The following is a 19,785-nucleotide window of genomic DNA, read 5'->3' on the forward strand; positions in this document are numbered from 1 at the left end:
GCTTGTGCAAGGGGTGGAATAATCGTGCTCGGCAAGGTCTCGCGTCTCATCGTCTCCGCTTCTCTTGCCGCGCTGCTCGCCGGCTGCAATTCACTCGGCATAGGCGGCGACAGCAAACCGGAGGCAGCGCCCGCGCAGCCGAACGGCACCGCCCAGATCATGCCGCTGGCGCCCGCCAACCCTTCCTCCAACAATCCGTCGATCGGCACGGCCAAGACGGCGCAAGGCACGACCGCCCCGGTCGTCCAGGGCGCCTGCCCGCAGATCTTCATGCGTGACCAGGATGCGATCTTCCGCACTTACGCCAAGGGCAAGAAGGACGATCCGCAGCAGATCGTCGTCCAGGCCTCGTTCGGCGATTACACCCGCCAGTGCATGCTGAACGACACGAGCCTGACGATGACCGTCGTCGCCCAGCTGCGCCTCATCACCGGCCCGGCCGGCGCCCCCGGCCCGGTAACGCTGCCGATCCGCGTCACCATCCTGGACGGCGAGAACGTGCTCTATTCCGAAGTCACCAAGTTTGCGACCGAAATCCCGGCGGGCTCGCCAGGCACCCAGGTCATCTTCCGCAAGGAAGGCATCAAGATGCCCGTCGGCGCCGGCGCCCTGGTCCGCGTCAACGTCGGCTTCGACACCCAGCCGGCCAAGAGCAAGAAGAGCAGCTAGATTTTGCATTCGCACGAGCTTCGGCAGGAGCGCCCCTCACAAGCCTCGGTAATAGCGACGTCTTAAAAGCTGCGCCGCCGGTGCGTTTGGCAACATCGCCAACCCCACACTCCGTCATCCCAGGGCTTGACCCTGGGATCCACGACCCGGCATTCGGCTTCTGTGATTTTCCGCAGTTGGATGCCGTGCCTTTCCACGCCGTACCCGCCGCATGGATCCCAGGGTCAAGCCCTGGGATGACGGAGGAGAGGTGGTGCCGCGATCGATAACTCCGCGGCGTGGAGAGAGGTGGTGCCGGATGCATTAGTCCGCCGGCGTGGAGAGAGGTGGTGCCGGATGCATTAGTCCGCCGGCGCATCAGAGGTGGTGTCTGGGCTCATCGGCACAGCTACGGCGATGAAGCGACGCCAGATCCGGCGCCCACAAGCTTCGGCGAAAGCGACGTGTCACAAGCTGCTTCGGCGGTACGTTTGGCAGGAGCGTCCTTCACAAACCTCGGCAATAGCGACGTCTCACAAGCTGCGCCGCCGATGCGTTTGGCGAGAACGCCAACCCCACACTCCGTCATCCCAGGGCTTGACCCTGGGATCCACAACCAAGCACGCGGCCTCAGTAATTCCCTGCAGCTGCACTCCATCGCTCCTGACGCCGTGCCCGCCGCATGGATCCCAGGGTCAAGCCGTGGGACGGAGGAGAGGCGTTGCCGGGAGGCATACGCCCGTCGGCGTGGAGGAGGGGTGTGCCGCGACCGCATCGGGCCCAGCAGCCGAGCAAATGGCCGAGGCCTTAAAGCACGCCTTCCCAGGCCGCAAGCGCTGCAACGACGCCCGGCAGGTCGTTCATGCGTGAGATCACCGTCTCGGCGCCGGCATCGGTCAGTTTGTCGGCATGGGCGGGGTAGCTGTGCGAGGCGCCGGTAAAGCCGATGACGCGCATGCCGGCGGCGCGCGCCGCGTGCACGCCGTGGACGGAATCCTCGACCACGACGGTCTTGTCGGGTGAAACACCCATGCGGCTTGCGCCGTGCAGGAAGATATCCGGCTTCGGCTTGACGCGGTCGGCGCCGAGATCCTTGGCGGAGAAGATGTTGGGCGCGAAGAGCGGCTTCAGCCCGACCTTGCCCAGCATCATGTCGAGCCGCTTCATGCTCGAATTCGAGCAGATGCAGCGCTTCATCGGCAGCCTGGAGACGGCGAATTCGACGCCTGGGATCGCCTTGACGTCATTCGCCAGCCTGAGGTCGAGCAGCTTCTCGGACTTGTCGAGCAGGGAAGCCGAAAGCGGGATGCTGGCCTCGCGCTCGACCTGCAGCAGGATGTTGTGCCAGGTCATGCCGGCGAAACGCTCGCCCATTTCCTCGACGCCGATCGGATATCCGGCCTCCGTCAAAAGCGCGGATTCAACTTCGGCCGCGATGATTTCGGAATCGACGAGAACACCGTCGCAGTCGAAGATGATGAGATCGAAGCCGTCCATTGTTCACGCCTTGCTGGAAATCTGGTCTTGTCCGGGGATGCTGCGGCTTTACACGATGGCCGGCCAAAGCTCAACCTGATCTCAAGCATGGCTGCGATGCGGCAGGCGACCGGCTCCGTAAAGCCCGCTTCCACCCGGACGACCAGAAGCTCGTTCAGGACGCTCCGGGCTGTCCCGCCACTTCGTAGCGCGCCCGGCTCAGGCTGACCAAACTGGCTGCGGCTGCGCAGCCGCCCGATATGACGACCGCAAAGTCGAGTGCCGTCGACAACGGCAATGTTGCAAAAAGGATTGACATGGAGATCCCGCCCAGGGTTTGGCCGAGAAGCCGCGCGGTGCCCTGCATGGCGCCGGCCGCACCGCTTCTGGCTTTCGGTGCCGAAAGAAGGAGAATGCGGTTGTTCGGCGTCTGGAACAATCCGAAACCGAAGCCGGCGACCACGGTGCCGACGACAAAGGCGATGCCGCGCGGATCGGGCGGCGTCAGGCCCGCCACCAGCAGACCAAGCGCCAACAGCGCCCCGCCGATGGCGCAAAGCCATGCCGTCTTGACTCGGTTTGCCAGGCGTCCGGAGACCGGCGCAATGACAGCAGTCGCGGCCGGCCAGGCCATCATGTAGAGACCGGCCAGAACCGGCGTCATGTGCAGCCTGTGCTGCAGGTAGAAGGGGAGGGCGATGGTGCCCAGCATCTGACCGCAGAAGCAGAAAATCGAGGCGACGACCGATACGCGGAATGCCGGTGCGGCCAGGAGATCGGTCGGAATGAGCGGGACGTCACTGTTCCGTTCGAGGCGCAGCAGGCTGAACAGGCAGGCGAGCGACGCCATGATGAGGGCGGCGCCGCTGACCGGCGCGGTCGCAATCCGATCGGCGCCTGAAAAGAACAGGATGAACATCGCTGTATTGGCCAGCAACACCTTCGCATTCAGCTTCCGCTTCGCGCCTTCGACCTGCCCCAGCAGGCCGCCGCCGAAGAGAACGATGATGCCTAGCGGTATGTTGACCGCAAACAGCCAGGGCCAGCTCGTAACGGAAAGGATGGCGCCGGCAAGGCCCGGGCCCGCCGCCGAGGAAATGGCGATGATCATGGCATTGACGCCGATGATCGGACCCAGCATGTGCTGCGGCAGGGCCTGGCGCAGGTTCATCATCGCGAGGGCCATGATCGCGCCCGCGCCAAGGCCCTGCGCGAAACGAGCAAGGATCAGCACGGGCAGATCGCCCGCCAAGGCGCAGGCTGCGGACGCCGCGGTAAACAGCGCGACGCCGATCAGGAAGACCCTGCGCGCGCCGTAGATCTCGCCGAGCGCCCCGCAGGGAAGAATGGCGACGAGCACGGCCAGCTGATAGGCGGAGACGACCCATACGGTGCTATCCGCTTGCGCGTGCAGCGAAAGCGCGATCGAAGGCAAGGCGACATTGGCGATCGCCCCATCCAGAACGACGAGAACAATTGCCAGAAGCAGGAGGGCGACAGCCAGGTACCGTCGGGGCGACGCCAGGCCATCTTGAGAGATCGGGGGGGTGCAGGTGAGGGACATGGAAACTCCGGGATGCTTATGGGATGGCCGATTCATTAGCCCTCGTCGATCTCCTGCGCCAGACGCAACTGAAGCAATTGACCGTTGCATACAGCGCCATGCCTGATAGAATAGCGCCATGTCCGATCTCGATTTCAATCTTCTGGTGGCGCTGGATGCGTTGCTGCGAGAGCAGAGCGTATCGGCCGCCGCTCGCCGGCTTGGCCTCAGCACATCGGCCATGAGCCGGACGCTGTCGCGCTTGCGGGCGGCACTCGGCGATCCGATCCTGGTGCCGGCCGGGCGCGGCATGGTCGCCACACCGCATGCCCTGGCGATTGCCGAAGAGGTACAGGTGTTGAAGGACGCCGTGAAAGCGGTGCTGAGTCCGCCATCGACCGTGGAAATCCGGGAAGTGCGGCGCGACTTCACCATCCGTGCCAATGAGGCCTTCGTGCTTCTCTACGCCGCCGACCTCAGCGCCGCCGTGACCAACGCCGCGCCGGGGATAAGGCTTCGTTTTGCGCCGCGATCGGACAAGCACGTTCAGGCTTTGCGGGACGCGGCAATCGATTTGGATATCGGTGTCCTGCCGCGGGACGGCGGGGAGCTGCGTTGCCAGAGTCTTTTCGAGGACCGGTTCGTCGGTGTCGCAAGGGCGGGGCATCCGATCTTCGATGCAGGGCTAACGGCTGCGGGCTATGCCGCCTGTGGTCATGTGGTCTTCTCGCCGCAAGCGGACTATGCCGGTCCCGTCGACAGGGCGCTCGCCGAGCTGGACCTTTACCGGGATGTCAGGCTGATCGTCCCGAGTTTCCCGGCGGTGATCGCCGTTGCAGCGGCTTCCGATCTGATCGGCTCTATCCCGAAGTCCTATTGCAAGTCTTCCCCGATCAGCGGGATCAGGATTTTTGACCTGCCTGTCGCCGTGCCGGTTTTCAACATCGTCCAGGCCTGGCACCCTCGCATGGATGCAGATCCCGCCCATCGCTGGCTGCGGGCGCTGATTTTCGAGACTTTCCACAACGCCATGAACTGAGGAAGCGCCGAGCCAAGACAACTGCTTTTCCCCGTTTGCCCGGAATAAGGGCACGGCTCACCTTGTTCAAGAGAGGTGAGCCCACTTACCTTATTGTTGCGGCAAGATGATCTTCTGAGTGGTGGTGCCTTTCACCGGCTTCTCGCCGGGAACATGCGACATCGTACGCGTTGTGCTTTGCAAGCTGTCGCCGTCCGTGCTGGTCTTGGTGCGCGACTTGCTGAACGTGCCCTGGTCGACCGCCTGGGCCTTGGTCTGCGCCTTCAGCTTGTCGCCATTGTCATTGATGTGGGTCTTGCTTTGCGCCTTTCCGTCGACCGTCGCGGCACTTCCGCCGGATCCGATCGACGATGTCGTGCCGCCGTCAGTCTGGCAGGCGCCGGCCGTCCCGACGGAGCTCGCGGATGTGCCGCCGACAGCAGCGCTTCCCGCCGTTCCCACGGTTCCTGCGGCGTTACACTCTTCTGCAAGAACGGCCGGGCTCGATGCGAGCAGCGCGATCGAGGCGGCAGCGATAAGATTGATAGGTTTCATTGCCATCTCCTATTTTTTCGGTTTCGTCACCGAACAGGTTCCATCGGAACGTTTGGTGATGACGGTGCCATCGGGCCGGGTAACGCTGGCGGTCGAATAGCTGTCGACGCTTCCCGAACTCGACGAGGATCCGGCGGAGGCCGATGACGAGGTGGAGCCGGCCGAACCGCTCCCCGTCGTGGTCGACGAGGACACGTGCCCGTTGCCGGCGGTGACGGTGGTGGACATGTCGCCTGCCTGGGACTGGACGACGGTGCACGTCGTTCCGTCGTCGAGCTTGATCTCCTCGGCCATGGCCTGCCCGCCGATCGCCACGAGCGATGCCGTCAATGCGATTGTCGGAAATCTGGTCATTGCTTTCATCTCCAAAGGTTTTGGCCGGCGCCATCAAGGCGCCGGCCGACATCGTCAGCAACCTTTAGTGCCGGCGGCGTCCTTCTTGACCTGGCCCGGTGCGCAGCCTTTCTTGCCTTTGTTGTCGTGCGAAGAGCCTGCGGCACTGCTGCCGGTGCCGACAGTACTGCCGGTCTTGTCTCCATCCGCCGACGATGCGCCGGTTCCGACACTCGAAGCGGAATTGGCATCGCCCGAACCTGCGGCGCTACCGCCGGTTCCCACGCTGCTGCTGGACGTGCCGCCGCCGGCCGATGAACCGCCGGTGCCGAGCGTCGAAGCAGAGCCCGAGCCGGACCCCGAACCAGCAGCGCTACCGCCGGTGCCGACGGAACTGCTTGATGTGCCGCCGCCAGCCGACGAGCCGCCAGTGCCGAGGGTCGAGGACGAGCCGGAATTGCAGTTGGTCGTGCCGGCCGGGCAGGTGCCCCCGGCAGAGCTGCCACCAGTACCGACGGTGCTGCTCGCAGTTCCGCCGCCTGCCGACGAACCGCCGGTTCCGACCGTGCTTGACGATTGGGCGTAGCCGGACGCCGCCGTGCCGGCCAGAAGGGCCGCTGCCAATGCCAGATGTGTTACCTTCATCATAGGATATTCCTCCGTTTGTTCTTGAAGCGCTTTCGCATCCGGAGTGGATGGATAGCTCCATGGCAAACTTCGGTTAAACCTCACTGTTCCTCTCTTAAGCCCTCGGTCGGATAAAACCCCGACTTTGGTCTGATCCCGATCGCGATCGGCTGGCGGCGAAGAAATTAGCAATGCTGTTCTGCAGCGGCGCGACACGAGCAGCGTTGCCGGTCCAAGGGCTTGATCCTACTATGGGCGACAAGAGGAGAGGGACCATGAGGCTGTCAGCTCTTTTTCAATCAGCGGCGGCCGCAGCGCTGCTATTTGCATTCACGTCCGCCAATGCCACCGCCAAGGGCGGCAAGCACCACAATCACAAGAGCTGTGCGCAGCTGCAGGCGATGATGGATCATGGTTTGACCGGCGGAAAACATGCCGGCGACGGGCCTGAAAGGAAGGCAAAGATCGAAAAGAAGATGCGGAAGAAAGGCTGCTAGCTTGATGGCTTCGCGCGCCGGCAAAGGACGCCGGATGGAGCCCGCACTCGTGCCGAATGCGAGCGTGGCTCGACCGGAGCGGGCGCGCAGGGGCAGCTGCTCAAGCGAGGCGAGTGGGAAATCGATGAAATTCGGTTGATCGGCAACCAGCTACATTGCCAGGGCTACCTTTGGACTTTTCGTGCACTCGCTCCGGGTAGATGAAACCACCGCCGCCGTGGGAGGGACGCGGCATGCCCGAAAGTGGACGAAGAGGAAGACTGTATGACGATCGAGGATATCATCGAAACCCTGGAAAGGACGGCCGGATCGATGCCTTCATCACCTGCGCCTTTATGCTGAAACAGTTCCGGCCGGCCGAGCCGAAGGATTTCGACGGCCCTCGCGACTACCTGCCGAGCAGCATCAGGTCTGAGCACGGCTTCCTGATGGCGCGGCCGTTCAGCCATGACGTGAATCACGCCATCGATATGCCGGGAAATTCGGCCGGATGCGATCTGGCACCTCGCCCGCGCCCGACATACGCCGGATGACCCGCTTTACGGTGCTCAACTGCGTGAAACGGCGGAAGGCCAAAGCGTCCTGGGTGAAGCCGAGAGCGATCACGCGGCGTTGGCGCTGACGCTGGCGGCGCTGCGGGCGCACGTACGGCAGGAAGGTGAAAAGACGGCAAGTGCATAATGGCGCGCCGTTTCCGCAACTTCGCGGCAGGTTTTTGCAGATCTGCGGCCAGTCTATCCAGCCGGAAAAAGCAATAGAAATTGCCGGTCGCCTTCCGGGGTAAAGAGGATCGAGCGGCTTTCCGTCGTTCGCCGCGCCCAGCCCCTGTCGAGGAAACTTGCAAGCAGGGCCTTGCCGAGACTGCCGGCCAGATGGGCGCGCCTTTCGCTCCAGTCGAGGCAGGAGCGGCAAAGCGGGCGGCGCGAGGATCGGAGATTGCCGACGTCGATGCCGATGCGGGCGAGATCGCTTTCGCCCTTTTCGGTCAGCGCCAGCCCTTCGCCGACCGCCTCGATCGCGCCGGAGGCGATCAGACTGTCGAGCATGCGCACGCCGTAATCGCCGGCCAGATGATCATAGCAGATGCGCGCCTTGCGCAGCGCCGGCTCCTTCGGACCGGGCCGGTGGCGCAGATGCCCGCGGCCGGCGGCAAAGCCCATCATGCTTTCGATCAGCCGGGCGACAGCCTCGTCGGCCAGCGTGAAATAGCGGTGGCGCCCCTGCTTGCGCTGGGCGATCAGGCCGCCGGCTTCGAGCTTGGCGAGATGGGTGCTTGCCGTCTGCACGGTGATGCCGCCGACGCCGGCAAGCTCGGTCGCCGTCAGCGCCCGGCCGCCGGTCAGAGCCGCCAGCATATTGGCCCGCGCCGGATCGCCGATCAACGCGCCGATCTGCGCAATATCAGGACCTTCCTTCATACTTCGATCGTAACCGAAGCATCGCCGTCCGGCAATGTGCGAAAACGGGAAGCACAAAGGAGAACCCGATGATCACCTGCTTTATCCGTTATGAGATCGACCCCTTCAGGAAGGAAGCCTTTGCCGAATATGCCGAGAATTGGGGCCAGGCAATTCCTCGCAACGGCGCCGATCTGATCGGCTATTTCGCCCCGCATGAGGGCTCGGCGACGACGGCCTACGGCGTCTACAACATCGAAAGCCTCGCCGCCTACGAAGCCTATCGCGCCAGGCTGGCCGCCGACCCACTCGGCCGCGAGAATTACGAATTTGCCAGACGCGAACGCTTCATCCTCAAGGAGGACCGCATCTTCCTGAAAAACGTCTCCGCTCCCCACGCCAAGCTGGTGCTGCCATGATCGCCGTCATCTTCGAAGTCGTGCCCTATATGGGCGAACGCCACAAATATCTCGACCTCGCCGGCGAGCTGCGCGCCGAGCTCGAAACCATCGACGGCTTCATCTCGATCGAACGGTTCGAAAGCCTCACCAATCGCGGCAAGCTGCTGTCGCTCTCCTTCTTCCGTGATGAGGCGGCGGTCAAGGAATGGCGCAATCGCGAGGCCCACCGGGCCGCCCAGCAGGCCGGCCGCGGCGGCGTCTTGGCCGATTACCGCCTGCGGATCGCCAGTGTCGTGCGTGATTACGGCATGTTCGAACGCGACGAGGCGCCGGCTGACAGCCGCAGGGTTCACGATGCTGCTTGATGAGGGAAGGGGTGTCGCCGCCACAATAAATTCCGGAATTCGGTCATCGCTTCAGGCTTTGGTAACTAAGTTGGGTAACCATAACGGAGAGTTAAGCGTAAAGCGTATGAGCGAGTATCAGAATGGCGTCAGTTTTTCCGCTTGCCGACCTCAAGGCTTCCGTCAAGGCGGACTCCTGGGTTGACACGATCATCAAGGGCGACTGCGTGAGCGCCCTTGAAGCCTTGCCCAACCACTCCGTCGATGTGATCTTCGCCGACCCTCCGTATAATCTTCAGCTCGGCGGAACGCTGCACCGTCCCGACCAGTCGCTGGTCGATGCGGTCGACGACGAATGGGATCAGTTCGCCTCCTTCGAAGCCTATGACGCCTTCACCCGCGCCTGGCTGCTCGCCTGCCGCCGGGTGCTGAAGCCGACAGGTTCGATCTGGGTGATCGGCTCCTATCACAATATCTTCCGCGTCGGCGCCACGCTGCAGGATCTGAATTTCTGGATCCTGAACGACATCATCTGGCGCAAGACCAATCCGATGCCGAATTTCAAGGGCCGCCGTTTCCAGAACGCCCATGAGACGATGATCTGGGCGAGCCCCAATGCCAAGGCCAAGGGTTACACCTTCAATTACGATGCGATGAAGGCGGCCAATGACGACGTGCAGATGCGCTCGGACTGGCTCTTCCCGATCTGCAATGGCAATGAGAGGCTGAAGGGCGAGGATGGCAAGAAGGTGCATCCGACGCAAAAGCCGGAAGCGCTGCTGGCCCGCGTCATCATGGCCTCGACGAAGCCAGGCGATATCGTGCTCGACCCCTTCTTCGGTTCGGGAACGACGGGTGCCGTCGCCAAGCGCCTTGGCCGCCACTTCGTCGGCATCGAGCGGGAGCAGGATTATATCGATGCGGCTTCGGCCCGCATTGCCGCCGTCGAGCCGCTCGGGAAGGCGGAACTGACCGTCATGACCGGCAAGAAGGCCGAAGTGCGCGTTGCCTTCAACGTGCTTGTCGAAAGCGGCCTGATCAAGCCCGGCCAGGTGCTGACCGACGCGAAGCGCCGCTACAGCGCCATCGTGCGCGCCGACGGCACCGTTGCCTCCGGCGGCGAGGCCGGCTCCATTCATCGTCTCGGCGCCAAGGTGCAAGGGCTCGATGCATGCAACGGATGGACCTTCTGGCATTTCGAAGACGGGCAGTCCCTGCGCCCGATCGACGATTTGAGGTCCGTCATCCGCAGTGATCTGGCAAAGGTGGATTGAGCAGCGCCTTCGCGGGATCGAAATACCTTCTTCCGGTTTCCTCCAGTTGCGGAAGAAGACCAAGGCGCCCGGGGTTCCGACCTCGGGCGTCTTCTATTTCAGCGTCCGGATTGCCTCGTCAAAAGGCCTTGTAGTCGGTGACCTCGACGCGGGTGATGCGGCCGTCTTCATTGAAGGTGATCGTCTCCTCGCCCTCGCGCAGCAGCGGCTTGCCGGTCTGGCTGTGGGTGGCGCGGAGCGACCAGACGGCGCGGCCGGAGAGGGGCGTCAGGTTTTCCACCAGCGAATTCTCGGCCGTCTGATCGGGGTAATCGTCGAAATAGCGCCGGAAGGCGGCCATGATCTCGGGCCGTCCGGCAAGGCTGCCGACGCCGTTCGAGACATAGGTCGCGTCCTCGGCGAAATAGTCCTCGATTGTGGGAAAATCCAGCGCGTTGATGGCGGCGTGGAAGCGTTCGATTTCTTCTGCCGGGTCGAAGGCCATGGGTCTCAGACCTTCACGCCATGGGCGGCGAGATCGCTGCGCAGTTTATCCGTGCCCGAAAACAGCACCGCATTCCAGCCGAAAGCCTTCGCACCTTCGACATTGGCCGGTGCGTCGTCGATGAAGATCGTCGCGGCGGGATCGAGGCCGAAGCTCTTCGTATGCGTCTCGTATATCGCGATGTCAGGCTTGATCAGGCCGACATCGCCGGAAACGGTGACGCCGCGCGGTTTCGTCAGAAAGGGGAAACGCTGCTGCGCCTCGCGAAACGTGTCGGAGGCGAAGTTGGTGAGCATCGTCACGTCACGGCCCTCCTCGATCAGTCCCTCCATGATCGCGACGCTCTCCTCATAGGCGTGCGGCACCATCTCATGCCAGTATTTGCGGAAGGCGCGGATATGCTCCTCGCGCGTCGGATGCGCTTCGATCAGCAGCGCTTCGGCCTCCGCCCAGGTGCGGCCGCGGTCCTGCTCGACGTTCCAGTCATGGGTGCAGATATTGGCGAAGAACCAGTTGCGCTCGGCCTCGTCGGGAATGAGGCGGGCGAAGGGTAGATTGGGATCGTAATGAATGAGGACTTTGCCGATGTCGAAAACGATATGCTTTATTTCAGTGGTCATGTTTATGCCCTGGATGTTTTGAATGCGAGAGGAATAGCCGCTGCGATCGCTTTTTTCATGACGGTCGGCAAGGCCTGCGCTTCAAGATTTGTAACGGGTTCCCACCATCCGTCATCCATGTCAGGCTTTTGGGCAATCGCCGCCCGCCAGATTGCAAGCCTGAGCTCGAAATGGGTGAAGACATGGGTAACAGTGCCGCTGGCCTGCCATCCGGCGGCGAAAGGAGCGGCCGCCGCCGAGGTTTCGCCGTCGAGCCGCGCCGTCCAGGCTGTCGTCGGCACCTCGGTCATGCCGCCGAGCAGGCCGCTTTCACCGCGCCGCCGGAGCAGGATTTCGCCCTCTCTGGTCACCGCGATAAAGGCCGCGCCATGGCGCACCGGCTTTTCCTTCTTCGCCGCCTTGACCGGAAAGAGCTCGGGATCGGACAATTTCAGCGCCTGGCAGGCGTCTCGGAACGGACAGAGTGAACAGGCCGGCCGCTTCGGCGTGCAGATCGTCGCTCCGAGATCCATCATCGCCTGGGCGAAATCGCCCGGCCGGCCCGGCGGCGTCAGCAGCGCCACCTTCTCCTTCATCAGCGGCTTGGCGCCGGGAAGCGGCGCTTCGATGGCATAAAGCCTGGAGATCACTCGCTCGATATTGCCGTCCATGACCGCAGCCCGCCGGTTGAAGGCAATGGCCGCGACCGCCGCCGCCGTATAATCGCCGATCCCTGGCAGCAACTTCAAACCCTCCTCGGTGTCCGGAAAGACGCCGCCATGTTCCCTCGCCACCGCTTCGGCGCATTTCTTCAGATTGCGGGCGCGCGCGTAATAGCCGAGGCCCGCCCAGGCGGCCATCACCTCGTCGTTGTCGGCCGCGGCGAGATCGGTGACGTCAGGCCAGCGCCGGAGAAACTTCTCGAAATAGGGTTTGACCGCCTGCACCGTGGTCTGCTGCAGCATCACTTCGGACAGCCACACCCGGTAGGGATCGGCGCGGACGCCGCGCGCCGCCATGCCGGGCGAAACGCGCCAGGGCAGATCGCGGTGATGGCGGTCGTACCAGTCGAGGAGGGGCTTTGCCGAGAGCGTATCGAGTGTCGTGGTCGTCATGATTTGCCGCGATGGGGGGAAGGCCTTATACTTGGCGAAGCAATGGCGCGCGATCAAGTCGGCCGTGCCACTTCGTGGCGCCGTCCAAGGGTTTCGATGAGTTATCCACGCAAAGATGTGAAACAGATTTCCGAGCTGGCGAACGGGCTGATCGATCCGGTCCTGGCGCGCCGCGCCGGCATCAACACGGCGCTGCTTGGCTCCTGGAGCGAGATCGCCGGCGAGGATTTCGCCGATTGCACCCGCCCGGAAAAAATCGCCTGGGCCCGCGGCGGCGGCGATGACGGCAGCTTCCGCCCCGGCGTGCTGACCATCGCCTGCGAAGGCGCGCGCGCTCTTTTCCTCACTCATGCCCAGGGCGAACTCATCCAGCGCATCAACAGCTTCTTCGGCTTCGCCGCCATCCACCAGATCCGCATCGTCCAGAAGCCGGTGTCGCAAGCCGTCCGCCGCTCCCGCACCCCGCCGTCGCTGAAGGGCGAAGCCGCCCGCAAGCTCAAAGGCATGATGGAGGGGATAGAGGGAGACAAGCTGCGCCAGGCGATTGAGCGACTGGGCACGGCGGTGATGGGGAGGAGGGGACGATAAATGCGGCGCGTGTTCGATCGAAAAAAAGATGAGACGTATGAAATCATGCGTCGAAAAATCCACGAGGCGATCGAGGATCCGGGTTCGGATATTGATGCCGATGTCGTCTTCGAGCGGCTCGAACGCCGGCATGCCGAACGGATGAAGGCCGACAAAAGTGGCGGTTAAGCTCGCGCTCCGTCACTTTAGTCTCAGGAGATTGCGGGCACCAGCCCCTCATCCGGCTGCCGCCACCTTCTCCCCGTAAACGGGGCGAAGGGATATGCCGCGCCGGCCTCCTCTATCTCGACCTTCCGTTAGGCTCGTCCCCTCTACCCGTTCACGGGGAGAGGGTTAGGGTGAGGGGCAGCTGTCGACAAGAACCGCAAAGTCGTGGCTGATGACTATGAGCGTCCGAATCCATCGTGGTGAAAAGCAAAACCTCCAATCCTGCAATTTTTGGTCTAGTCGTCTTCCCGCGGTCACAATTCTTTGAAGGAAGTTGGCGAACCGTGCCTTGTGGGCGGCCGCAAGCCGTTATATCGCACAGTCACGCCGTCAATCTCATTAGTTATGGGGAACCCATGCAGATGTCCGAAATGCAACTGACGAAACGCCGCCTGCTCAGCGGTATTGCCATCGCCGCAGCTGCCGCCGTGCTTGTCGCCTGCAACGACAGCAAGGACGCTGCCGATGCATCGTCTTCCGGCAAGACCATGGCCGACGGCACCAATGTCGATACCATGCAGACGGCGGCCACTTCGGCAGGGGACATGCCGCAGTCCGACGGCGATGTCGATATGGCCGAGGTGCTGAAACCCGGCGCGCTGCCGGAAATGGCGCTTGGCAAGGCCGACGCGCCCGTCAAGATCGTCGAATATATGTCGATGACCTGCCCGCACTGCGCCCATTTCCACAACACCACCTTCGACGCCATCAAGCAGAAATACGTCGACACCGGCAAGGTGCAGTTCATCATCCGCGAATTTCCCTTCGATCCGCGTGCGGCGGCCGCCTTCATGCTCGCCCGCTGCAGTTCCTCCAATCCGGAGCAGTTGAGCACGCCGGAACAGTATTTCCCGATGGTTTCGATGCTGTTCAAGCAGCAGCAGGTCTGGGCCGCCGCCGATGACGGCCGCGCCGCACTGCTGCAGATGTCGAAGCTTGCCGGATTTACTGAGGATAGCTTCACGAAATGCTTGACGAACCAGAAGCTTCTGGATGAAGTGAACGCCACGCGGGAAAGGGGATCGAAGGATTTCGGCGTCAACGCCACGCCAACCTTCCTCATCAATGGCAAGCGCTATTCTGGAGACATGCCGGTTGACACCATGTCGAAGCTTATCGACAGCCTCATCTGAACCGGATCGTTCGACCACAACGGGCGACGGCGAAAGCCGCGCGCCCGTTTTTTTGTGGCTGCGTGGGGGATACCCCCCTCTGTCCTGCCGGACCCGGGGTCGAGCCACGGGTCTCGGCCCGTCCTTCGGACCCCCACAAGGGGGGAGATCGGCTGGGCGCGCTGTCTCTTCCTTCATGACCGTCGCTTTTACGGCTGCGCTGCATGGGCACTCAGTTGTTTGGCGGAGCCCTAGCCACTTGCCGATCTCCCCCCTTGTGGGGGAGATGCCCGGCAGGGCAGAGGGGGGCTGCACGCCCGCAGAGCGCCCCGGAGCGGCTGCATGAAGTTCAACAAGCTGCGCCTGGTCGGCTTCAAATCCTTCGTCGAGCCGACGGAATTCATTATCGAGCGGGGACTGACCGGCGTGGTCGGGCCGAACGGCTGCGGCAAGTCCAACCTGGTCGAGGCGCTGCGCTGGGTAATGGGCGAGAATTCCTACAAGAACATGCGCGCCTCCGGCATGGACGACGTGATCTTTTCCGGCTCGGGAAACCGCCCGGCTCGCAATACGGCTGAGGTGGCGCTCTATCTCGATAATGGCGAGCGCACCGCGCCTGCCGCCTTCAACGACAGCGACGAGATCCAGGTCACCCGCCGCATCGAGCGCGAGCAGGGCTCGCTCTATCGCATCAACGGTAAGGAAAGCCGCGCCAAGGACGTGCAGCTGCTGTTTGCCGACGCTTCCACCGGCGCGCGCTCGCCCTCGATGGTCGGCCAGGGCCGCATCGGCGAGCTGATCCAGGCCAAGCCGCAGGCCCGCCGCCAGCTGCTCGAAGAGGCGGCCGGCATTTCGGGCCTGCATTCGCGCCGCCATGAGGCCGAGCTGCGGCTGCGCGCCGCCGAAACCAATCTCGAGCGCCTCGACGACGTCACCTCGCAGCTCGAAAGCCAGATCGAGAGCCTGAAGCGCCAGGCCCGCCAGGCCAATCGCTTCAAGACGCTGTCGGCCGATATCCGCGCCCGCGAGGCGATGCTCCTGCATATCCGCTGGGTGCAGGCCAAGGAGGCTGAGGCCGAGGCCGACAGCGCCCTCAATCAGGCAACATTAATCGTCGCCGAAAAGGCGCAGATTCAAATGGAGGCCGCCAAGCAGCAGGGCATCGCCAGCCTGAAGCTGCCGGAACTGCGCGACGGCGAGGCGCGCGCCGCCGCCGCCCTGCAGCGCCTGCAGATCGCCAGGAGCCAGCTGGAGGAGGATGCCGGCCGCATCCTGCGCCGCCGCGACGAACTGACCCGCCGTCTCGCCCAGCTTGCCGAGGATATCCGCCGCGAGGAGCGGCTGGTGGCCGATAATGCCGTCATTCTCGCCAAGCTCGACGCCGAAGAGGCCGAGATATCGGAAATCCTGGCCGATTCCGGCCGTTTTGCCGAGGAGACCCGCAAAGCCTTCGAAGCGGCGGCGGAAAAACTTGCCGACAGCGAACGGACCTTCACGCAGCTGACGGCCGAGCGGGCGGAAGCCGCCGCCGGCCGCAACCAGCTGGAGCGCGCGATTCGCGATCTGGCCGACCGCCGCATGCGCCTCGAGCGCCAGATGGACGAAGCAAATGCGGAATTGTCGGCGATCGGCGAGAAGATATCAGGCCTGCCCGATCCGGATGAAAAACGCGCGATCGTCGAGGCCGGCGAAATCGCGCTTGCCGACGCCGAAGCCGCCGTCCAGACGGTCGAACAGGCGCTGGCATCAGCCCGCCAGACCGAGGCATTGTCGCGCGCCCCGGTCGATCAGGCCCGCGCCGGCCTGAATGCGCTGGAGACCGAGGCCCGCACCATTTCCCGCATGCTCGCCTCCGGTGCGGCCGCCGGCAAATTTTCGCCGGTTGCCGACGAGCTGAAGGTCGATCGCGGCTTCGAGACGGCGCTGGGGGCCGCCCTCGGCGACGATCTGGAATCGCCGCTCGATGCCGAGGCGCCGGCCCATTGGTCGGAGAACGGGGATGGCGCCGCCGATCCCGCGCTTCCCGAAGGCGTCGTGCCGCTCATCGCCCATATCAACGCGCCATCAGCTCTCACCCGCCGCCTGCGCCAGATCGGCCTGGTCGCGGAAGCGGAGGCGCGGTCGCTGATGGCGGCGCTGAAGCCCGGCCAGCGGCTGGTGACGAAGGAGGGCGCCGTCTACCGCTGGGACGGCCATGTCACCGGCGCCGATGCTCCGAGCGCTGCCGCGCTGCGCCTTGCCCAGAAGAACCGCCTGGCCGAACTCGAAAGCGAAGCGGCGATCGCCCGTGATGTGCTTGCCGAGGCCGAAGAGCGGCAGGCAGCGGCGGCCGAAGCGATCCGCCTCGATGAGCGGCGGCTGGCCGAGGCCCGCGACATGAGCCGGCTGTCGGCGCGTCATCTGGCCGAAGCGCGCGAGGCGCTGGCTGCGGCCGAGCGGGCTTCCGGCGATCTCATCCGCCGCCGCGATGTCGTCAGCGAGGCCGCCAGCCAGCTGGGCGCGCAGTTGGAAGAGATCGGCGTCCAGGAAGAAAATGCCCGCATCGAGCTGGAGGACGCGCCTGACCTGACCGAGATCGACGAGCGGCTGCGCTTCCAGCAGGCGGAGGTGGCGACCGACCGCGGCACGCTCGCCGAGGCCCGCGCCCGTCATGAAAGCCTTGCCAGGGAAAACGAGGCCCGCCAGCGCCGCATCATGGCGATCGGCCAGGAACGCGAGACCTGGCACCAGCGGGCGGCAAGCGGCGAGGATCATGTCGCGACACTGCGCGAGCGCGAGGAAGAGGCGCGCGAAGAGGCGGCCGATCTCGAAATGGCGCCTGACGAATTCGACGACAAGCGCCGTGCTCTGCTGAGCGAATTGCAGAAGGCCGAGGAGGCGCGCCGTCAGGCGGGCGATCTGCTCGCCGAAGCCGAACGCATCCAGCGCGAGGCCGACCACAGGGCGGCGACCGCTCTTTCCGAGCTTGCCGAATACCGCGAACGCCGCGGCCGCGCCGAGGAGCGCCTGGTTTCGGCCCGCGAGAGACGGCACGAAAGCGAAAGCCGCATCCGCGAAGCGCTGAACGTGCCGCCGCATGAGGCGCTGCGGCTCGCCGGCCTGCAGCCGATGCAGGCGCTGCCTGATCCGCGCGAGGTCGAGCGCGAGCTGGAGCGGCTGAAGATGGAGCGCGAACGGCTCGGCGCCGTCAACCTGCGCGCCGACGAGGAGCAGAAGGAGCTGAGCGAGAAGCTCGAAGCGCTGATCAAGGAGCGCGACGACGTCATCGACGCGATCCGCAAGCTGCGCGGCGCCATCCAGAGCCTGAACCGCGAGGGCCGCGAGCGCCTGGTCGCCGCCTTCGACGTCGTCAACGGCCAGTTCCAGCGGCTGTTCACCCATCTTTTCGGCGGCGGCACCGCTGAGCTGCAGCTGATCGAATCCGACGATCCGCTGGAGGCCGGCCTCGAAATCCTGGCCCGCCCGCCCGGCAAGAAACCGCAGACGATGACGCTGCTCTCAGGCGGCGAGCAGGCGCTGACGGCAATGGCGCTGATCTTCGCCGTCTTCCTCACCAACCCGGCGCCGATCTGCGTGCTCGACGAGGTGGACGCGCCGCTCGACGACCACAATGTCGAGCGCTACTGCAACCTGATGGACGAAATGGCGGCTTCGACCGAGACCCGCTTCGTCATCATCACCCATAATCCCATCACCATGGCCCGCATGAACCGCCTCTTCGGCGTCACCATGGCCGAACAGGGCGTCTCCACCCTCGTCTCCGTCGACCTGCAGACAGCCGAACGCCTGCGCGAGATTGCCTGAGGTCTTGCGAGGAGGCTGTGCTCCCAGGGTCAAGCCCTCGGATCACCAATGAGAGTTGGTGCGGGGCGCCATGAAGCTACGGCCGGCGCAGAGCCGCAAGCTGCGTCGCCGGTGCGTGGTGAGAACGCCAACCACACTCTCCGTCATCCCAGGGCTTGACCAGGCTTGACCCTGGGATCCATGGCCAAACACGCGGACTTCTATTTCTCTGCCGTGGGACGCCTTCGCCGTTCACCGACCCGCCACGATCCCTGATCAGTCCGCCGCCGATGCGGCCTGAAAAACCGCGAGCTGCGCGGCGAAGGCGCGCTGATAGGCGGGTCGCGCCTCAGCGCGGGCGACATAGGCGGCGAGGCTGGGATAATCGTCGAGGATATTGGATGACTTCAGCCGCAGCAGCACCGACGCCATCAGCAAATCGCCGGCGTTGAATGCGCCATCGAGCCAGTCGGCGTCGCCGAGATGGGCCGAAAGGCTGTTCAGCCGTTTGCGGATGCTGCCCTCCAGGGAACGCAGGCGCTTCTCATACCAGGGTTCGTCGCGCTCGAGAATCCTGGCGAGGCTGTGCTCGAAGATCGGCGTCTCCACCGTATTGAGCGCAGCAAACATCCAGGCAATCGCCCGCGCCCGTCCATTGACGTCTTGCGGCAACAGGCCCCCATGACGCTCGGCGATATGAAGGACGATCGCGCCGGATTCGAACAAAGTGAGATCGCCTTCCTCATAGGTCGGGATCTGCCCGAAAGGCTGACGCGCCAGGTGCGCCGGCTGCTTCATCGTCTCGAATGAGACGAGGCGGACATCATACGGCTGGCCCGCTTCCTCGAGCGCCCAGCGAACCCGCATGTCGCGCGCCAGCCCACGGCCCCGATCGGGCGAACGTTCAAAGGCGGTAATGGTGATCGTCATCGTTTTCTCCATGGCTTGTCTGCATTGAAGACGTGCGGCCAAACGGGGTTCCGACATTCACCGCCGTCGGGCGTCAGCTTTTGCGGGAACGGCTGTCTGCAATCGGTGCAGGATCTGCCTCGCCGCATTTCGAGAGGGTCGTTTCGACGACGAGGCGATTGCTCACCGGTCGGTCGGGACTCGCGCTCGAAACGGAATTCGCACAAATCGCGCGCAGTTTTCCCGCATTCGGCGATAAACACCAAAAAAGGTCGGCTGTCTTGCGGTTCCTACCCCATTTGGGTGATGCTCTTTTCTCTGACTTGCATTAGAAGTTGTTTCAACGCAACCTGATGACTTTGCTGAAGAGCGGGGCGGTCAAAGTTGCGGATTTGTCGAATTTGCGATGCGCTTTTCAGGTAGAGGGCAAGGACCTGGAAGCTGTTTGAGCAATCCCCGGAAATGCGAAGCGTCTCTTGAGGAGTTGCGGAAAACAAAGATCAGGGCGGGTCCATGAATCGCCCTGGGTTGAGGGACCCCCCGTCCGGTTTTCCTGGCCGGACGGAAACAAGGCTTTGCGGGACATTGTTGCAGTCCCGCAAAGCTTTTTTTATGCCTTCTTCAGGCGGGGTTACATGGCTTTCGGCCGCCAGTGACTGTGAAAATATTGTGCGACGCAGCATTTTCGCCGCATTTGTCGATTTTCATTTCAACTCCAAGGCATTAAGCTGATTTCCCAGACGCTGGCGGTGTTTGTTAAACTTCTCCTTCGTCATGCTCGGGCCTGTCCCGAGCATCTGCAGCCAGTCGATATGGAGCAGATCCTCGGCACAAGGCCGAGGATGACGGCGAGGGAGCAAGACATGTCAGCAAAC

General features: G+C 63.7%; 20 protein-coding genes and 1 pseudogene. 11 read left to right on the top strand and 10 right to left on the bottom strand.

What is annotated here, in order from left to right:
• Positions 1-21: 21 nt before the first annotated feature.
• Complete coding sequence (locus ACQ7C1_RS02560) at positions 22-669, top strand: hypothetical protein (protein WP_430957250.1); 648 nt, start codon at positions 22-24, stop codon at positions 667-669.
• Positions 670-1,455: 786 nt separating this feature from the next.
• On the opposite strand, the gene ACQ7C1_RS02565 is transcribed toward ACQ7C1_RS02560, so the two are convergent.
• Positions 1,456-2,145: an HAD-IA family hydrolase gene (locus ACQ7C1_RS02565; RefSeq protein WP_430957185.1), complete on the bottom strand. Its 690-nt coding sequence runs from the start codon at positions 2,143-2,145 to the stop codon at positions 1,456-1,458.
• Between the two features lie 154 nt (positions 2,146-2,299).
• Complete coding sequence (locus ACQ7C1_RS02570) at positions 2,300-3,688, bottom strand: MFS transporter (protein ID WP_430957186.1); 1,389 nt, start codon at positions 3,686-3,688, stop codon at positions 2,300-2,302.
• 118 nt (positions 3,689-3,806) lie between these two features.
• On the opposite strand from ACQ7C1_RS02570, the gene ACQ7C1_RS02575 reads away from it, so the two are divergent.
• Entirely contained in the window at positions 3,807-4,706 is a 900-nt protein-coding gene (locus ACQ7C1_RS02575; RefSeq protein WP_430957187.1) for a LysR family transcriptional regulator, read from the top strand.
• Positions 4,707-4,796: 90 nt separating this feature from the next.
• Here ACQ7C1_RS02575 and ACQ7C1_RS02580 read toward each other — a convergent pair whose 3' ends face one another.
• The 3 genes from ACQ7C1_RS02580 to ACQ7C1_RS02590 are packed head-to-tail and all read right to left on the bottom strand — an operon-like array spanning position 4,797 to position 6,221.
• Entirely contained in the window at positions 4,797-5,240 is a 444-nt protein-coding gene (locus ACQ7C1_RS02580; RefSeq protein ID WP_097597665.1) for a hypothetical protein, read from the bottom strand.
• 9 nt (positions 5,241-5,249) lie between these two features.
• Complete coding sequence (locus tag ACQ7C1_RS02585) at positions 5,250-5,594, bottom strand: hypothetical protein (protein ID WP_085777237.1); 345 nt, start codon at positions 5,592-5,594, stop codon at positions 5,250-5,252.
• 54 nt (positions 5,595-5,648) lie between these two features.
• A complete protein-coding gene (locus ACQ7C1_RS02590) occupies positions 5,649-6,221 on the bottom strand; it encodes a hypothetical protein (RefSeq protein WP_085777238.1) in 573 nt (190 codons plus the stop codon).
• Positions 6,222-6,475: 254 nt separating this feature from the next.
• On the opposite strand from ACQ7C1_RS02590, the gene ACQ7C1_RS02595 reads away from it, so the two are divergent.
• Positions 6,476-6,697 (top strand): hypothetical protein, encoded by a 222-nt coding sequence (locus ACQ7C1_RS02595; RefSeq protein WP_430957188.1) that lies wholly within the window; start codon positions 6,476-6,478, stop codon positions 6,695-6,697.
• A gap of 264 nt (positions 6,698-6,961) precedes the next feature.
• Positions 6,962-7,378 (top strand): annotated as a pseudogene (locus ACQ7C1_RS02600) (hypothetical protein).
• 53 nt (positions 7,379-7,431) lie between these two features.
• Here ACQ7C1_RS02600 and ACQ7C1_RS02605 read toward each other — a convergent pair.
• On the bottom strand, positions 7,432-8,115 hold the full coding sequence (locus ACQ7C1_RS02605; protein WP_430957189.1) for an ArsR/SmtB family transcription factor: 684 nt from the start codon (positions 8,113-8,115) through the stop codon (positions 7,432-7,434).
• A gap of 68 nt (positions 8,116-8,183) precedes the next feature.
• Between ACQ7C1_RS02605 and ACQ7C1_RS02610 the strand changes: the two genes are divergently transcribed.
• The 3 genes from ACQ7C1_RS02610 to ACQ7C1_RS02620 all read left to right on the top strand — a co-directional run bounded on the left by ACQ7C1_RS02610 (position 8,184) and on the right by ACQ7C1_RS02620 (position 10,113).
• Positions 8,184-8,513 carry an NIPSNAP family protein gene (locus ACQ7C1_RS02610; protein WP_430957190.1) on the top strand — a complete coding sequence of 110 codons (330 nt, stop codon included), beginning with the start codon at positions 8,184-8,186 and terminating at the stop codon, positions 8,511-8,513.
• The gene (locus tag ACQ7C1_RS02615) at positions 8,510-8,860 is read left to right on the top strand and encodes an antibiotic biosynthesis monooxygenase family protein (RefSeq protein ID WP_430957191.1); all 351 of its coding nucleotides are present in this window, start codon (positions 8,510-8,512) and stop codon (positions 8,858-8,860) included. Before ACQ7C1_RS02610 ends, ACQ7C1_RS02615 begins: the two co-directional genes overlap by 4 nt.
• A 122-nt stretch (positions 8,861-8,982) precedes the next feature.
• Positions 8,983-10,113, top strand: coding sequence for a site-specific DNA-methyltransferase (locus ACQ7C1_RS02620; protein ID WP_183705291.1), 1,131 nt, complete (start codon positions 8,983-8,985; stop codon positions 10,111-10,113).
• A 118-nt stretch (positions 10,114-10,231) separates the two neighbouring features.
• On the opposite strand, the gene ACQ7C1_RS02625 is transcribed toward ACQ7C1_RS02620, so the two are convergent.
• The 3 genes from ACQ7C1_RS02625 to mutY are packed head-to-tail and all read right to left on the bottom strand — an operon-like array spanning position 10,232 to position 12,311.
• Positions 10,232-10,597 (bottom strand): nuclear transport factor 2 family protein, encoded by a 366-nt coding sequence (locus ACQ7C1_RS02625; protein ID WP_430957192.1) that lies wholly within the window; start codon positions 10,595-10,597, stop codon positions 10,232-10,234.
• A gap of 5 nt (positions 10,598-10,602) precedes the next feature.
• Positions 10,603-11,217 (bottom strand): HAD family hydrolase, encoded by a 615-nt coding sequence (locus tag ACQ7C1_RS02630; RefSeq protein WP_430957193.1) that lies wholly within the window; start codon positions 11,215-11,217, stop codon positions 10,603-10,605.
• Between the two features lie 2 nt (positions 11,218-11,219).
• Entirely contained in the window at positions 11,220-12,311 is a 1,092-nt protein-coding gene (gene mutY / locus ACQ7C1_RS02635; protein ID WP_430957194.1) for an A/G-specific adenine glycosylase, read from the bottom strand.
• 96 nt (positions 12,312-12,407) lie between these two features.
• Here mutY and ACQ7C1_RS02640 point away from each other — a divergent pair, with 96 nt between their 5' ends.
• The 4 genes from ACQ7C1_RS02640 to ACQ7C1_RS02655 all read left to right on the top strand — a co-directional run bounded on the left by ACQ7C1_RS02640 (position 12,408) and on the right by ACQ7C1_RS02655 (position 18,022).
• Positions 12,408-12,899, top strand: coding sequence for a DUF721 domain-containing protein (locus tag ACQ7C1_RS02640; protein WP_430957195.1), 492 nt, complete (start codon positions 12,408-12,410; stop codon positions 12,897-12,899).
• Positions 12,900-13,067, top strand: a complete 168-nt coding sequence (locus ACQ7C1_RS02645; protein WP_430957196.1) for a type II toxin-antitoxin system ParD family antitoxin — start codon at positions 12,900-12,902, stop codon at positions 13,065-13,067.
• A gap of 401 nt (positions 13,068-13,468) precedes the next feature.
• Positions 13,469-14,239 (top strand): DsbA family protein, encoded by a 771-nt coding sequence (locus ACQ7C1_RS02650; protein ID WP_430957197.1) that lies wholly within the window; start codon positions 13,469-13,471, stop codon positions 14,237-14,239.
• Positions 14,240-14,560: 321 nt separating this feature from the next.
• Positions 14,561-18,022, top strand: coding sequence for a chromosome segregation SMC family protein (locus tag ACQ7C1_RS02655; protein WP_430957198.1), 3,462 nt, complete (start codon positions 14,561-14,563; stop codon positions 18,020-18,022).
• Between the two features lie 255 nt (positions 18,023-18,277).
• Here the strand turns inward: ACQ7C1_RS02655 and ACQ7C1_RS02660 are convergent, their stop codons facing one another.
• On the bottom strand, positions 18,278-18,931 hold the full coding sequence (locus ACQ7C1_RS02660; protein ID WP_430957199.1) for a glutathione S-transferase family protein: 654 nt from the start codon (positions 18,929-18,931) through the stop codon (positions 18,278-18,280).
• Positions 18,932-19,785 lie beyond the last annotated feature (854 nt).

The sequence above is a fragment of the Rhizobium sp. Nf11,1 genome, from assembly GCF_050587665.1.
Classification (GTDB): Bacteria; Pseudomonadota; Alphaproteobacteria; order Rhizobiales; family Rhizobiaceae; genus Rhizobium.